Source organism: Caballeronia udeis, from assembly GCF_001544555.2.
Taxonomy (GTDB): Bacteria; Pseudomonadota; Gammaproteobacteria; order Burkholderiales; family Burkholderiaceae; genus Caballeronia; species Caballeronia udeis.
Map to the genome: position 1 here is coordinate 18,546 of NZ_FCOK02000065.1, position 14,075 is coordinate 32,620.

A 14,075-nucleotide genomic window follows, 5' to 3' on the forward strand; every position below is an offset into this window, starting at 1 on the left:
AAGACCTCCAGCCAGAAGAGGATTTGCTAAGCAAAATCGATAGCAGCAAAAGTTTTAAGGGTGAGCAGAAGCTGAGCCCAAAGCGCTATACAGCGGATGACAACCTCCGCACCTCATCAACACTTCAAATATTTTGACGCTCACGAGCTTGCAGCGTTGCTGAATCTTTCCGTTCTCGCCATCCGGCGGCGAGCAAAACACCGCCCTTGGCTGCTGCCACCCCGTGCGGTCCTATTTGACCGCGAGCTTCTTCGTTGGCGTCAGGACGTCGTCAGCTCATGGCTGGATGAAAATCACAGCGCGTCGCTCAAATTTTAGACGTCCCGCGCCGGACCTTCTTTCCGTCGGAGTTATCGACCGGTTCTGCCTCGCCCTGGTTATCTGCGAACAGTTCCGCCGGGGCTACTGCGAGTGCTTGGGCCACGAGAGCGAGGTTGTCCATCGACCCGTTGGTAATCATCCGCTCAAGTTGACTGACGTAGGTACGATGCAGCCCCGCCAAGTCGGCAAGTCCTTCCTGTGAAAGTCCCCGCGCGGCCCTCAGCCGTTTCAGATTGTTCGATAGCAGCAGGCGCATTTCCAGCTGCGAGGGATTTAGCTCTTCTTTCATAGAGCCGAAGCATTACCCAACGCAGCGTTTGAATCTACAGACAATGCATCTACAGCTTTTACGCCTACAGCGTTTACATCTACAGCTTTTGCATCTACACTCGGTTCAAAGTCGACTGAGTCATTTGAGCAGCAGCAAAAATGATGGCTGGCAAATTTGAGCTAGCGCTTCGCAACTTCAAGTCTTTTTGTAACAGCAGCGGGAGAGGTAAGTTGGAAATCGTTCATGTTCATTACGTGCCGGCGACTATCCGTGCCGCTCTCACGCGAATCGGCGCCCCGGTCACCATCGAGCTTGAGGGCGAAAGCATCGATTTGCCGGCCCAGGTGCTACCAGGCGAGGTCGAGTGGCGTGCTGACCTACTGAAGTGGCTTGTTCGCAAATGCGTAAGCGATTACATCGCCACGCCAGTGCAGCAGCGAGATGAATTTGACAACACCATTGAACTGCAGCTGATAGTGCATACCGGTTTGCATCCGCTGGAAGCGCGAATAGTTTTGCAAGAAGCGTATGCATTGCTTGGCGGGTTGACGGCAGATGAGTATGAAGCCATGACCAACGGCAACCCTCTTTTCAAGGGGCACGTGCGAACAGAGTGGGATGGCCTTAAAGCGAGGTACGCCAAGATTCTTCGCGGCAGTGCCGAGTCATCACACCGCAGCCTGGCTACCTGACGACCCTGAGACATGATTGATGGCCATTATCTTTGTGCTTCGATAGCGTCGAACAGTTTCTGGGGGGGCCTCAAGCGTCTGCCTCAGGGTCACTTGGTCGTCGGACAGCAAGCCGAGCCCGAAGGCATTCGATTTATCAATTGGATATGAGCCCAAAGGTCACGAGGAAGTCGCGACTTGAGGACAGAGTGCTGCGCTCTATCCGCAGGCGAGCAGGAGTTGTGATTCTCCGCTCGGACCTTTCGCCTTTAGGTAGCGCGGCGCAGCTAAGCCGCGTACTCAGAAAGCTGGTCGCAGCCAAGACGTTAGTACGCGTTAGTCATGGCGTGTACGCCAAAACGCGGATGAACCGGTTCACCGGGGGACTAATGCCAGCTGCCACTTTTGAAACAATAGCTGCGGAAACTTTCGCCAAGCTCGGCATCCAAATCGGACCAGGCTTGCTCGCTCGAGAGTACAACTCCGGCGCGTCAACACAGGTGCCGATGCTTGCAGTGGTGACCACGGGGCGACGTCGAATTAGTCGAAAAATTCAGGTCGGAACCAGGATGATGACGTACGAGCGAGCCGGCGTGCGGCGGCGAAAGGATACGCTATGACTAGACGACGGGCGTTGCTGAGCGACCAACAAGGTGCGCATGTCCTTGCGGTCGCATCGGAGCAACAGCCACATAGACTGATATTCATACTTACCGCCGCATCGATGCCCTCGGAATTACGACTCTCGGGTGTACCTGCTGAGGTCAAGCGACAGCAGCGTCATGGAGGTCAGTGATGACTGAACTCGGAGGAGGTATCGCGATTGACCCCAACGCGCCAACTCTGTATGTGGGATTCAGTGGTGTCTTGCATCGCGGTGAAGGCATGATGGACACCCACGGAAGAGTCACGCTCAATTCCGGTCGACGGCCGTTTGAAAGCGCCCACTACCTCTCCGACGCGCTCGCACCGTATCCATATTTGCGGCTAGTACTGACGACGAACTGGACGCGGTGGTTCGGTGACGCAGACACAATCGCGTTGTTGCCTAGCGAGCTTGGGCGAAGAGTCGTCGGCACGACGCGCGAGTATCCACCGCGTTTCGGCGAGCTACAAAATGGCTCCGGGCGGACGTGGTCCATCATCAGACATGCCGGTGCGTATAGGCTTGGAAATTGGTTTGCAATTGGGGATGATTTTCGCGGCGTGCCGCTCGATTTGATGTCACGTTTCTTCGTCGTACCAGGAGACACCGGACTTGAGACACCCTACATGCAGGAAGTGTTTCATGCATGGCTCGCGTCAAAGGTGACGGACGGTCGAGTATGAGTAACAGCGGTTGGGACATCGCCATGCGACGCATCGACGTCGAATACGACCTCCCACAATTTGTAGCATCATCCCTCGTCCGCAAAATCACCGCGAACAACTTCAGGCTAGCGGTGACGGACCGCGTCAAGGTTGGACACTTGCCAGATGAGGTTATCGCGCGTATCGAGCACATCGTTATCGAAGCCTACCTTGAAGCTGGCGAAGACGTTAGCGAAGAAATTCTGCGCGAGGACCTTTGGCAGCAAGCCTTGACTTCTCGGCGCGAGATGATTGTGAATGGCGACTTGATTTCAGAAGCGGAATTTCGCAGGCGCGGCAACCTGACAGCGCGACGGCTTTCCGTGCTCCTGGCGGACGACAGCGTTTTTACGATTGAAGTAGACGGCGTGGAGTATTTCGCCGCCTCCCTAGCAGTTCCGGCAAATCAGCGAAGGAGCGTATACGAAATTTGCCGGGTAATTGCGACAGCGCCGTCGGACGCACGGCTGGACTTTCTCACTTCACGGCGTGAACGTCTTGGCGACCGTAGTCCTCTCGACGTTCTGAAGACCATGGACGGGTTCAAAACAGTGAGTCAAATGGCCACGGCTTGGGCCGCGCAGTGGTCGCGCACTGTCGTCAAAATTTTCGATGGCGAGCATGAAGTGGAACAGGCGGACGTCGAGCCGCTTTACACAGCTGCGGCCGACGTGGACCCGAGGAGGCCTCTATGGGAGCGCGCCTCGAATGCACTTCACTTGCACGGTTATCAGTGGCCACTCGGGCCGTATCCCGACGTCAGGATATTTTCCCTCTTCGTCGCGCGTCAGGCGGCGGGGGACTCGACGCCTATACGGGAAGCTTGCGTGCAAATTCACGTCGACGGTGAGCGGATTCTAATCCGCATTGCCGCTGCAGTTGGCACTCGGCTGCATTCAGAAACGTTGCCCCGCGATGAGCATGAAAGCTTCATCGAAATCGCCAAGCGCATCGTTGGCTACCTTTGCAAGCACCTCTAGTCGACAAACGAGGAGGGTCAACGAATGACAAGTCCGGACGAGCCAACAGCAATCTCGGTAGACGTAAATAAGCGCGACTTCATCCTCGTGCTGAAAGACGGTCGAGAATTTCGGATTCCATGGCGATGGTTTCCTCGATTGCTAGCAGCGACGCCCGAGCAGCGTCATCAAGCCCACGTTTGCGCGTCCGGCGCGCGCTTGCGTTGGGACCAGTTGGACGAAGAAATCTGCATTGGCGCGCTCATGTTCGACGTCGAGCAGCTTTTACTTGAAGAAAAGTTGAGCTCTCAGATACCTGATGACTTTCCGCGAGACACGATGCCCGCGTCACTGTCCGGGACACAGCCAAAACTAGCGGTGCGGAAAATCGCTGGAAGGTTTGTTGTCGGACTAACAGGGCCGGAACTATATCAAAGATGGGACTTATGCGAGGACCTAGCGCGGCAGCTCGTTTCCAAGACACTGAAAGACCAAGAGAAGTTTCCCGAGAACTCACACGGTACGACGCTACGACGAATGCGACGAGCCATTGAAGGCAAGCGATGGACAAGCGGTGTTGAGACGGATTGGCTTATGGAACGGCTGCGGGTCCTGCTTGGGTGGTAACACTTGGCCGCACGAGGGCCCAGATGTGCATGTGCATGCTGGAAATGTCAGGCGAGAACCAGCGACTGTAGCCGCCCAGTCCGCACGGCAAAAACCAATTGCGCAACACGCATAAACGGGCGAGCGCGGGTAGCCAGTCGCTCAATAGTGGTTCTTCAGCGATGAGGACACGGTGAACAGCGGCAAATATGGCCCTTGGCGGATGTTGTTCATCAGCCCCCAGTACATAGAGCGCGCGAACTGATGCTCGCACCCCTCTGGGTAGATGTAGCGATATAGGACGCCGTCAGGTTCACGTTCATAGGACCGGTGGAATTCGGGCTGTAAGTACTGATGTATCCCCCATAGAAGGTCGTTCAGCATCTGCGCTATGTGGCTGGAATGGTAAATAAAAATATCATCGTGGAACCATTCATAGAAATCGGGGAGTGCGCGGAACCCGGCCTCCGCATCAATGCTTACCCCACATCTACGAAGCGTCTGGACTATCTTGTCGACGTTGGATTGCAACCGGGAGAAATTATGCTTGGCTATGTCTCCGCAAATTTTGATATAGCGGATTCGAGGAATACGAATGTTGGCTTTGACACCAATCGACCCGAACCACACATCCTCGACGAAGCAGTCTTCTTCGAGCCACGTGGACAGAGCGTCAAGAGGCCTCTTGATGCAGTCGACTTTTTTGCCTAGGAGCGGGGCATCGCATATCTGCCGGAGATAGAACAGGTAGGTGTAGTCGGTAGCGCGGGCACCATTCGGTGGCTGCTTCAAACTGAGAAAACTCTCTTTGCCGCCGCGCTCGTTTGGCTGCGAAAGAAAGTCTCCTAGCAAGATATTGAAAAGTCTTCGGTCGTTCGAGTTGGAGAACATCAACGTGACGTCGACGCTTCGCTCCAGTTTTTGGAAGAACCCATAGTTCACCATCCCTGCCAGCATGTCCCACACGGCAAGGAGGACAATCGCCTCCTGTTCCAAATTATTGAACGGCTGTGCGCGCATATAAGTTTTGGAGGGATAGAGCCGGGCCTAGGTCGGACCAAAGATTGACCCAGCTTGTACGGCGTACACAGTATCGCCAGTCATTCGCTCAAGCGCAATCTTCGGCAGCACGTTGTCCACGATGACCAGGTAGTGCTCAAGCAAAGAACGAAGGTGGTCCAGCGTTCCGTCCTCGATTTCATGCCATAGGCTAGGCAAATATCGAGTCACTATCGAGAATGCGTACAGAATCACGAAGTGCAGAGTAAAAACGTCGTCGGTTCCCCAGAAAGGGACCACGACGCTGGAACCGCAATAGCCGGACTTATGCAATGTGAGATGCTGGTGCCAGTGTTCGTTCGCTGGGTGTTCAAGTTCCCCCGTTGGAAGTACCTGCCCAGTGAACGGGTCTTCCCTGTCTTCAAAACGCTTGATTGGTAGGTCAAGCGCATTTGCCTGTTGAGCGGTAATTTTGTAGCCGACAGGACATATCGCAATGGAAGACGTTGTGTTCAGCGCTGGTGTCAACGTCTTGGCATCGTACAGGCTGCCAATCGTTGATGAACCAATCTGGTCGAGCTGGTGTTCCAGCTCCGAGTCGTGCCGCTTCCCTACGTGAAACGATAGCGGGTACGTGCCGAAGTATTCCTGAGCTACGCTTTGCAATTCCGGAACTCGACGTAGAAGGTCAGCGAGCGAAACCAGACGCGCCCGCTCCGCGTCAGTCGGCACTTTACGTAGCCTGCGGTCGAACGCAAATCCGTCGACGGGCAGCTTTCGCGTCTTGCTGTAGGCAGCAAAGTGCCCTGACTTCATGCAGCCGATGAGGTAGTTCGCGGGAAATCCTTCTGTATCAGCAGCTATCGTGAACAGGCCATGCCCCTGCTCTGTATGTCGCTGTATTGACGGCAGTGTGCTTGTCTCGTCGCCAGCAGCAATTTGCTCGGCTATCGAGACTTGCAGCAACGCATAGTAGCGAGAAAGCACACGAGCGTTTAATCCACCCGATTTGGTTTCCCAGTAGCCGACCGCTGACCGTACGGCCCACGCCATGCCCGCCGCCTTTTCGGCCAGGGCGCCTTCTGGCATCGCCGGCGACCGGCGAAGAATGACCTTCTCGCACAGTTGATGGCTGGTCAGCCGCTTAACGCGTAGCCAGATAACTTCGGACAGGTTGTCCGCAAAAATATGCTCTGCCTTCATCGAAGGCGTCTCCAGTTTGGTCTTGGCGAACGCTGGCCGCCATTCGAGGGCTGACACGTCACTCAAGACCGCTTCTCGCGGTGCTGAGGAACGTCGCCGTCATAGAGATGCGGTGCGGCCGGCTGCCTGCTATTTTTGCCCTTAGCGGCCTTGACTTCGCGAATCATCCTAAGCTGAAATTCGGCTTCCGATTCAATCCCGAACCAGTTTCTCACATCCGAGCGACTCCATTGCATCGGTCGTTGTCGACGATGACCGGCCACTGGCGGCACGCGCGGATGTCGACGGCGTGCATCCGCCTTAACATTCTTTACGGGACGGGCGAGCCAGGTGGCTAGCTCATCCGCTTTGAAGTATTGCAGATGCACTTTGCTCCGCGACGTTTGGCTTCGCAATCTACCAGGCTTCGCGCGCCGAAAGCGGCGCAAGGGTGGGGTTCGGAGGCCGACCCTAGGCAACGACGAATCTACGGCGAACGCAAGCTTGACCAAGTCCAGTGCGAACGTCTGGAATGTCAATGACGATTGACCAATCGCGTAACCACGTTGGACAGGTTCCATCAACCTCAACGACTGCACGGCGAAAGAGTCCTCCGAGAGAAATCGGTCGAGGTCTGCCTTCGCGGGACGAAGCAATTGTAGGGTCCTGTAGTCCCGCCCAGATACTCCCACGGTCCCGCTTTCCAGCATCCTCACGGCTTCGCGCACCGAACGAACGGCATGGCCACCGACGGTCCAACCGTTGAACATGCGATTTCCCATCATCACGCAGGTTCGGATACGTAGCTTCTGCGGACATTTCCATCCTAATCTCTGAAACAGCTGAGTTCCCTTTTGCGTATCTTTAAATGCAGCAACCGCCCGGTCCAGTTGAACCGCTGCCTCTTGCGCATAATTTAAGGACCTTCGAAGTTCGTGAACACCTGCTGGATGCAATGGATTCTTGCATTCGAAGAGATAGAGCGTGTCTCCTTTTATGGCCATTACATCGATGTCCAACTGACGACCATCATGCTTTGTCTGGAATGCGACCTTGGTGCGAAACCCCGCTTCCGCGAGGGCTTCTCCCAGTGCGACTTGAACCGGGTCCCTATCATTTGGCCAGGCGATTCTTGACTCGGTACTTTGAAGGAGATTGCGAAATACGTTCGAGAAACCCAGTATGTTCATCGGAACCACATAGCGGCCGTCCACTTCCAAAATCGGCCGATACTGAATGTCAAAGAAGCCCCGGCTATGTCGCGAATGGGATAGGGAGTCGATGACCGTGTCTATGTATTCAGGAAGAACGCACGTAGAGAAAAAGGTCTTGAGCTCATCCTTCTTGAAGACCGGGATTCGACTTCGCATCGCAATCGGCTCTTCCAAAGAGTGCAAGTCCCGCAGCTCTCGCCAGAACAGTTTTCGTACAAAATCAACATAGCGTTGTGCTTGCCTCGCTTCCTCGACTGGCAACCCGTTCTTGAGCCTCAACGCAAGAAGTTCGTCCGGTTGGCAAAACAGGTCATAGGCCGCCACATTCACCTGCACCGCATCCTGCCGGAATGGTATCTTGCGAAATTGAGCAGGCGCCGAAGGCGTCCCTGGTAGCGCGAGAGCGTAACGAGGAATTGGATGCGTGAGGAGCCGAAGCCAGCGGCGGTCACTGCGCGAAAGAATGGCTTCTATCACTTCTTCGCAAGTGTGAAGCCCAGCGTGGAGTTGGTTGCTTTGATGTGATATCAGAGTGCTAGCACTTTGAAACTGGATGTAGCCGTAGCGAATGCTCCGCTCCAAAAGCTCCTCACTCGCGCGAACGATAACCTGTCCGTTCTGCGAGGTTGCGCGGTACCCATACGCGTCAACGAGCGTTTCCGCCTCACCAACCTGCCTTAGCATCATTGAGTCTTCGAGCATTCTTCGGTATTTCCCCGATGCTAGACCGGGCTCGTCCACGAGGCCAAAGCCGTGCGGCTCGACCTTCACCGTATCGAAATACAAATGGGTGAGCAACGATAACCCCTCGCCAAGTTCTCTCAATACTGTGCTCAACCGAAGTAGGGTCTCGTCCGTTCATCTCAGACATTTGAAACATCAAGTCCAACTCGGCGTACGCACTTTTGAGTGCGACCGACTTCCGTTTGCAAAGCGTAGCCTCCAGACGGCTTCTTACGCGCATCGCATCTCTCGAAAGCGCAGTAATGGCAATGACCGATTGAAGGTAATCCGAGGTGTCGGCGGTCACATGGATGCCGATTCGACTTATAACTGCCGTTAGTGCTCGGCGCAGCACCTCACCTTCATATCGATACCTGCTTATTCGGAGGTGTCCTCTTGCTTTGATTTTCTCGATAAACGCTTTCTGTGCGAGTTGAAGTGCCAAACACAACAAATCTTCCGCGCGCCTCGAATTGTGCGACTTCAGCGAAGCTTCGATTTCGGTCGAGAACCACGCGAAATCTTCGGAGATTGGAGCGCGAATCCCGAGCAAAGCCGACCGAATCGTCTCGTCTTTCCAGGGTCCCGTTCCAAGGAGAGCCGCCGCTTCGGCAATGCCTCCCGCTGTAGCGATGTCCTGCGTCGTTGATATCATCTAAGTCGAATAAAGCTCGCAGAGGAGGTTCACAGTTTGGACAAGAGAATACTTTATCCCTCAAACACGGCGCCGGGTTTTCTCCGTTCTTGACTTGCCGGTTTGTGTTTTCCGGCAGGGCGACGTCTGCATCCCACCTGCGGTACCGCAACGCTCGATGTCGGGCAAGCGCGACGAGCGCCGTTCAGGTTTTGGTGAAATTTGTGCCATCTCGCCCGTACTATAAGGCCATACTACGAGCATCGGCTGGCTGCGTGACCGGCGGCCTATAACTCGACTTCTGATTGTGAGCAGCGTGACGAATCCACTCAACCTCGACCTCCGGGCGCGGGCCGAACTGCTTGCCTACCAGTCGTAAATCGCAAACGCGCAACGCTATTAACATAGCGCCTATAAGAGCGGGGACCAAATGAGGAATGAAGTCGAACGAGTCCAAGAGACATTCAGGTTAACACGTGAGCGCATTAAGGCGAAGTGGGTGGCGGCCACACGTCCTCCTATCGACCTTGTGACCTTTGTTCTCAAGCTTATCAAATCACTGAGCAACACTCCGTGGTCGGTCCGAAGCATAGTCCGCAGTGATATCGCGGATTGGCGCTCGTTCAATCGCTACCAGAGAAGCCAAGGTTTGTCCCCGTGGATGCGGTCGCTAACACATGCGGGAGAACATCCAATTTGGCTCTGCCTATCAGGTCCTGTTGCAATCTGCGTCTTGCGGGTACTGGTTCACTACCTCCCGGCCTCGATGCATCCTGCAAGCTGGAAAAACTGGCCGAATTCAGACCGACTGACCTACTTCACGACGCTGTGGTCGGTGCAGGCGACTATTGCAGCTCTGGCGTTTCCCATGGTCATTGCGTTCGTGGCAGTCTTCTTGCAGCGGCGACCGGCCGCCGACAATGCGATGCACCTGTACATGCTGAATTCGGGTGCACTGCCCGCCGGTCTATCGTCACTAATGTTGGTGGTCGCCATGGGCGTCCAGTATGTCGCGGTGCCTCATCAAGGTTCAAGTTCCCTTCTTCCTTGGGGAGCACTTGACGCAATCTGGTTTACTATAAACGCCCTCCTAACGGCTCATTTTCTCTACAGGACTGTGGAGTTTCTGCGGGCAGATGTTCAACTTGATGTTGTGCGGCGTCACGTTGTCAGCGTTGCGCTCCCCCGCGATGTCGCACGTCTGTGGTCGTTCCAGGTCTTCGCCCAAGCACATTCCAGAGGCTGGATTTCCACGCCGGACTATCTGGACGAAAAGAGCACGGAAGGACCGAGAGTTCACCTGACGCGCTACCTTTTAGGAAGAGGAACGCAGCAAGGAACGATTGAACTTCGGTCGGAATCTCGACTGACTAATGTGCGTTTGTGGCCGCTGGTGGTTGTCATAGCACTATGGGCTCGCGCCGCGTCCAAATGGCCACGTCCTGCGGCGGAGCAATTCCAGCGTCGCGCCGTTTGGCCCACACTATCGGTGCCGATGACGCCCGGCAGTCGCTACCACGAGACGTTACCCCTTGCGCTCGTCGAAGCGGGACCCGACCTCGATGAAGTGCTTCGCTCGCTTCTGCGTCGGGCGTTTTCCTTCACAAGTGTCAAGAGAGAACGCTTCGAAATTCAGGTGGCGTCCGTGCTGGAGGAGTTTGAACTCGACGCGCGCACTGCGGTAAGTAAGCCAAACGTCAAAGAATTCGAGCGAGCTTACGAAACACTTGTCGGTCTGCACCGGCTACTTTTGGGCGCATCCTTGTTCGAATCAAGCGATGGCACCGTGACCAGCTGGGCGTTGATGCCAGACCTCGAGCACGTCTTTCAACGTTCGCTATACGAGAACTGGAACAATACGTATCGCCACTTGTTCTTGGCGGCAATCGAATCCATGGCTACCGACGCTAGCCCAGTACGTCGCCTGTGTCATATCGTTCGGCACCTCGGTGGTCGCGAGCTTCGTGAGTCTCCCGCTGAGATTCGGGAAGGAATGCTGGACCTTCCCCTGCTTCTGATGTACCAACTGGGGGATTGGTGGGCCCGGCAGGTAGAGGAACAGGGTGCGGGTCGGCATGGCGCACATCAGATGGTGACCCTGATACCTCCGCTATTCCACGTATACGAGAATGTTATCTCTACGTTCGTTGGTGGGTGGGAGAACGCAAAAGATGACGTCGCAGAGATGCCGGCAAGCTCTGACACTTTCGAGTGGACGAGCGCGTACAAAATAGCAAAGCTGAGAGCGGCACACGTTCAGGGCACTTCAAAACTGTTAATCGCAGCGGTTATGCGAGGAGACAAAACCGCGGCCGAGTGGTTTGCTGACGCGCTCGGCAAGTGGTGGGGAGACTCCACATACGAGCACCAGCCCTTTGTGCTTGTCGGAAAGACAGATTTTTTTACGGTGGACGACCTAGAGGCCAATTGGCAAGAAATCGAAGCTTCCTTCGGTCTAGCCGATGAGAACTCATTTCCGACGGGAATACGTCAGACTGAAGTGCAGCGTGGCGTATTGCGCGCAGCTCTGCTAAACCTGTGGACGGATATTCGGCTTGTAACCGTCGAGCTACTGATATCTCTTGCGTGCCAACACGACCAGCAGGACCTCAACGGGTCTCTAGCCATCGAAATTGCTACCGGGTTGCTCAACGGAAAACAATGGCGAACCGGCGGTACGGCATCAGAGTCGCTGCGCGACATGACGGCGACAGAATATCTGACAGCCAAAGTCCGGCAGTTTGCGTCGGGAGGACATTATCGCACCGGGTATGTCTCTCGGCTCGACACCTTTGTCGAAAGGATAAAGAATACGCAGCAACCAGGCATGATTAGCTCGCGCGTTTATTCCTCCTTTGGCGCGGACGACCTCGAATCACTTCAGGAACAACAGCTGATACTTCTTGCGGTGCTCTCTGACAAGACGTGGCAACTGACGGCGTCGCTGAGCAACCAAATTGATGTCTGGATGACTCGCCAGTACCGGAGCATCGAAATCGTTCGGAGTCGACTTGACGCCTGGCTACGTCGCCTAAGTGACACAACTGAACTATTAGCGCCGGTAGTCGACACACTGCTGAATCGAACTGGCAAGCCTCAAGACGCCCCATTAGCTCGCTCTAATCTGCATACGAGCCTGGAAGCAATTAAGGCTACCGTGGAGAACCGGCGAAACGAAGTGCTTCACGACGAGGCCGTCGACCCCGAGCGGCTTGAGCAGATTGCGATGTTCGCGTCGCGTAGCGCCTTTAGCACACAGTCCGGCCCGTTTCCTCTGCAACTATTCGAGCAGAACTTCCGCGATAGCGATGCTCCGTTGGAGGACTTCAACTTGACCGTGCGCCAGATTCGCAAGGGAGAGATGACGAAGGTCGAAATGGACCAACGCGCAATAAACGAATCAGATTTTTGGGACGACGCTGTACGAAACAATGTAGGGCAGTTGATTATGTGGGACGTTCTGCGCGCTTGCGATGCGGGCGCTCAGTTAGTTCCGGATGCCGAGTTGTACTGGGCTGCTGTCCAATCGTTCGCGGAGTCCATGACGGCCCAAGGTCTGCATCCAATCCTTTTGCTGGAGAACCCGACCAAGCCCGATTGGGTATGGGAATGGCAGCATGCATACATTGGCTTGGGTTATCAGAAGCCGCAAGACCTTCGGGTTTGGCATGCGAACGACAAAGGGCATGCTTACATCTGCAACTTCAACGATGTCGAGGTTTATGGAGTGTTCCTGCAACCTGGCCAGTCGATTCTATTGACGCGTGAAGCCTTTGACGAAATCAGCTTCCAGAGATACGCCGAGGGTCGGTATGTCGACACTTCGTACACAGCGCGGTCCGACAGCGACTCGCTGATAGACATTCATCTCAAATTCTCGAGGCAAGTGGCAATCGGCACGGTAGACGCGTTGCGGCTAGTTTATGCTCAGGAGGAGAAAGCGCCCTGACAAGTACATCTCCATACAAATTCCGGTGTTTCGGCTTTCTCCGGAATTGTGTTCCCGTCCTGTGGGGTGCTCGCTCTGGACGGATTGCATTTCAGCGTCAGGTCGCGGAACGCCTCACCTGCGCTAGACTAGTTTGAGCAACCGGAAGGAAACCTGAATGATACGCAAGACGCTCAATGCTTCGCAATTACAGCAGGAGGTCAACCGGCGAATCCATCGACTGCAGGAAATCGTCGAGGATGGCGTGAAGATTCGTGTGCCGCGGCCGCAGTTGCAAGAGGCTGACAAGACAGGCTGCAACTGGAACATGACCCACTTCGGCAACGCGGTCGGCTTCGAGCGCGACATCGAGGGCGTGCTCAAGGCCGTGCGTGCGGAATACAACCTCAATACCGAAGTGAAAGACACCGGCAACCCGTTTGGGGACTAACCGCGAAAGACATCGGTTCGTTGTTCGTTTTTGATGGCGTGGGCACTCATGATGCGCTTAGGGGTCGCGAGCGTCCCGGTCTTATCGCCAGCCGGAAGTTCATGGTCGAGCCAGTTTCGCGGCACCTTGCGGTTACTTCGCGTACATATCAATGAACGCCGCGATGCTGCTCTCATCAGGACCCACTGCGCCTTTTTCTTCGCCGTTCGGGGTGACCAGCCAGAACCAGTTGTACGAGCCTCCCACGAGCCAGTACTTGTGCTTGTTTACGATAAGACTGCCAGCGAATTGTCCTGATGGTACCCGAGCTACGCCCGTAACCCCACCGCACTTCGCGAATGCCATCAGAAAAGGTCCACCACGAAGTTGACAGCGACGGTTGCGTGCGATGGCTTCGGAACCGCGGACACCCTGGGCTCGCCGACAGCCTCCTCTCTTGCGACCGCGAGCTTCAACCAGGACGCTATAGCATCGCCTAGCGTTTTCTCAAAATCCCCATCGCGTTGTGCCCTGTAGTACGTCGCCATCGCCCCCTCGCGAATGCGACAGTTCGAAACTAACAGTACAACTTCAAGACGGGGCGTAGCGAGCGCGTGCATCGCTTTCGCGAGTGCGGCCAAAAACTGTTGTTCCAGTGTCGAAAGGAACTGGGGCGCATCCTCAAGGTAGACGCTAAGAAACGCTTCGATGGCTTGTCTGCGCGAAGGTAGGCACATCTTGGTCGTAGGCATGGGCGGGTCTCTCTGTTGATGTTGAAGGTCAGCGG

The 14,075-nt window shown here is 55.3% G+C and carries 12 protein-coding genes; 7 read left to right on the forward strand and 5 right to left on the reverse strand.

Going from position 1 to position 14,075, the window contains the following annotated elements; genetic code table 11:
* Positions 1 to 307 precede the first annotated feature (307 nt).
* On the reverse strand, positions 308 to 610 hold the full coding sequence (locus tag AWB69_RS33305) for a helix-turn-helix transcriptional regulator (RefSeq protein WP_062091070.1): 303 nt from the start codon (positions 608 to 610) through the stop codon (positions 308 to 310).
* Positions 611 to 822: 212 nt separating this feature from the next.
* On the opposite strand from AWB69_RS33305, the gene AWB69_RS33310 reads away from it, so the two are divergent.
* The 5 genes from AWB69_RS33310 to AWB69_RS49790 all read left to right on the forward strand — a co-directional run bounded on the left by AWB69_RS33310 (position 823) and on the right by AWB69_RS49790 (position 4,199).
* A complete protein-coding gene (locus AWB69_RS33310; RefSeq protein ID WP_156529044.1) occupies positions 823 to 1,284 on the forward strand; it encodes a hypothetical protein in 462 nt (153 codons plus the stop codon).
* Positions 1,285 to 1,430: 146 nt separating this feature from the next.
* Positions 1,431 to 1,883: a DUF6088 family protein gene (locus AWB69_RS49785; protein ID WP_062091072.1), complete on the forward strand. Its 453-nt coding sequence runs from the start codon at positions 1,431 to 1,433 to the stop codon at positions 1,881 to 1,883.
* Positions 1,884 to 2,058: 175 nt separating this feature from the next.
* Positions 2,059 to 2,592, forward strand: coding sequence for an HAD domain-containing protein (locus AWB69_RS33320; protein ID WP_062091073.1), 534 nt, complete (start codon positions 2,059 to 2,061; stop codon positions 2,590 to 2,592).
* Between the two features lie 23 nt (positions 2,593 to 2,615).
* Positions 2,616 to 3,593: a hypothetical protein gene (locus AWB69_RS33325; RefSeq protein ID WP_231937317.1), complete on the forward strand. Its 978-nt coding sequence runs from the start codon at positions 2,616 to 2,618 to the stop codon at positions 3,591 to 3,593.
* 24 nt (positions 3,594 to 3,617) lie between these two features.
* Positions 3,618 to 4,199 carry a DUF2442 domain-containing protein gene (locus AWB69_RS49790; protein WP_075644038.1) on the forward strand — a complete coding sequence of 194 codons (582 nt, stop codon included), beginning with the start codon at positions 3,618 to 3,620 and terminating at the stop codon, positions 4,197 to 4,199.
* A gap of 141 nt (positions 4,200 to 4,340) precedes the next feature.
* On the opposite strand, the gene AWB69_RS33335 is transcribed toward AWB69_RS49790, so the two are convergent.
* The 3 genes from AWB69_RS33335 to AWB69_RS33345 are packed head-to-tail and all read right to left on the reverse strand — an operon-like array spanning position 4,341 to position 8,410.
* Positions 4,341 to 5,198 (reverse strand): hypothetical protein, encoded by an 858-nt coding sequence (locus AWB69_RS33335; protein ID WP_062091075.1) that lies wholly within the window; start codon positions 5,196 to 5,198, stop codon positions 4,341 to 4,343.
* A 27-nt stretch (positions 5,199 to 5,225) separates the two neighbouring features.
* Positions 5,226 to 6,437: a YaaC family protein gene (locus AWB69_RS33340; RefSeq protein WP_407923069.1), complete on the reverse strand. Its 1,212-nt coding sequence runs from the start codon at positions 6,435 to 6,437 to the stop codon at positions 5,226 to 5,228.
* 5 nt (positions 6,438 to 6,442) lie between these two features.
* Positions 6,443 to 8,410: a hypothetical protein gene (locus AWB69_RS33345; RefSeq protein WP_156529046.1), complete on the reverse strand. Its 1,968-nt coding sequence runs from the start codon at positions 8,408 to 8,410 to the stop codon at positions 6,443 to 6,445.
* 1,286 nt (positions 8,411 to 9,696) lie between these two features.
* On the opposite strand from AWB69_RS33345, the gene AWB69_RS33350 reads away from it, so the two are divergent.
* Complete coding sequence (locus tag AWB69_RS33350; RefSeq protein WP_156529047.1) at positions 9,697 to 12,879, forward strand: hypothetical protein; 3,183 nt, start codon at positions 9,697 to 9,699, stop codon at positions 12,877 to 12,879.
* A gap of 157 nt (positions 12,880 to 13,036) precedes the next feature.
* Positions 13,037 to 13,309: a hypothetical protein gene (locus AWB69_RS33355; protein WP_062091079.1), complete on the forward strand. Its 273-nt coding sequence runs from the start codon at positions 13,037 to 13,039 to the stop codon at positions 13,307 to 13,309.
* 344 nt (positions 13,310 to 13,653) lie between these two features.
* Here the strand turns inward: AWB69_RS33355 and AWB69_RS33365 are convergent, their stop codons facing one another.
* Positions 13,654 to 14,040, reverse strand: coding sequence for a hypothetical protein (locus AWB69_RS33365; protein ID WP_062091081.1), 387 nt, complete (start codon positions 14,038 to 14,040; stop codon positions 13,654 to 13,656).
* Positions 14,041 to 14,075 lie beyond the last annotated feature (35 nt).